Annotated in this window: 1 protein-coding gene; it reads left to right on the plus strand. The window is 43.3% G+C overall.

Features of this window, described 5'->3' with window-relative positions; all coding sequences use genetic code 11:
- Positions 1–124: 124 nt before the first annotated feature.
- A partial coding sequence (locus NE664_13720) for a sugar ABC transporter permease (GenBank protein MCQ4727691.1) occupies positions 125–466 on the plus strand: 342 nt, incomplete at its 3' end.

Here is a 466-nt window from a genome sequence, read left to right on the forward strand (position 1 = left end):
GGGACTCGATGAGTGGCAAAAGAGCGCCCAGGCGGCTTATGACCGTTCTGTAGAATAGACAAAACATGGCCTGTTTGAATATTGTTTTCAAACAGGCCGTAATACAAAAAGGAGGAATCTGATTGTGGCAGGAAACAGAAAAGACAGCCCGATCACGGGAAAGAGAGATTTAAAGAGACAGCTTCTCGCCCGATGGCAGTTGTACCTGATGCTTTTACTGCCGCTGATCTACATTGCGGTGTTTGCATACGTCCCGATGGGCGGACTGGTGATTGCATTTAAAAAATATAATGTGAGGCAGGGGATCTGGGGCAGTGCATGGGTAGGATTTGATAATTTTATCAAATTTTTCACTTCATACAAATTTCCGATTATCATGAAAAATACGTTGGTGATCTCCTTATACAGTCTCGCAGTTTCATTTCCAATCCCCATTATCTTTGCGCTGCTGTTAAATGCAATGTTG

Source organism: Anaerotignum faecicola, from assembly GCA_024460105.1.
Classification (GTDB): Bacteria; Bacillota; Clostridia; order Lachnospirales; family Anaerotignaceae; genus JANFXS01.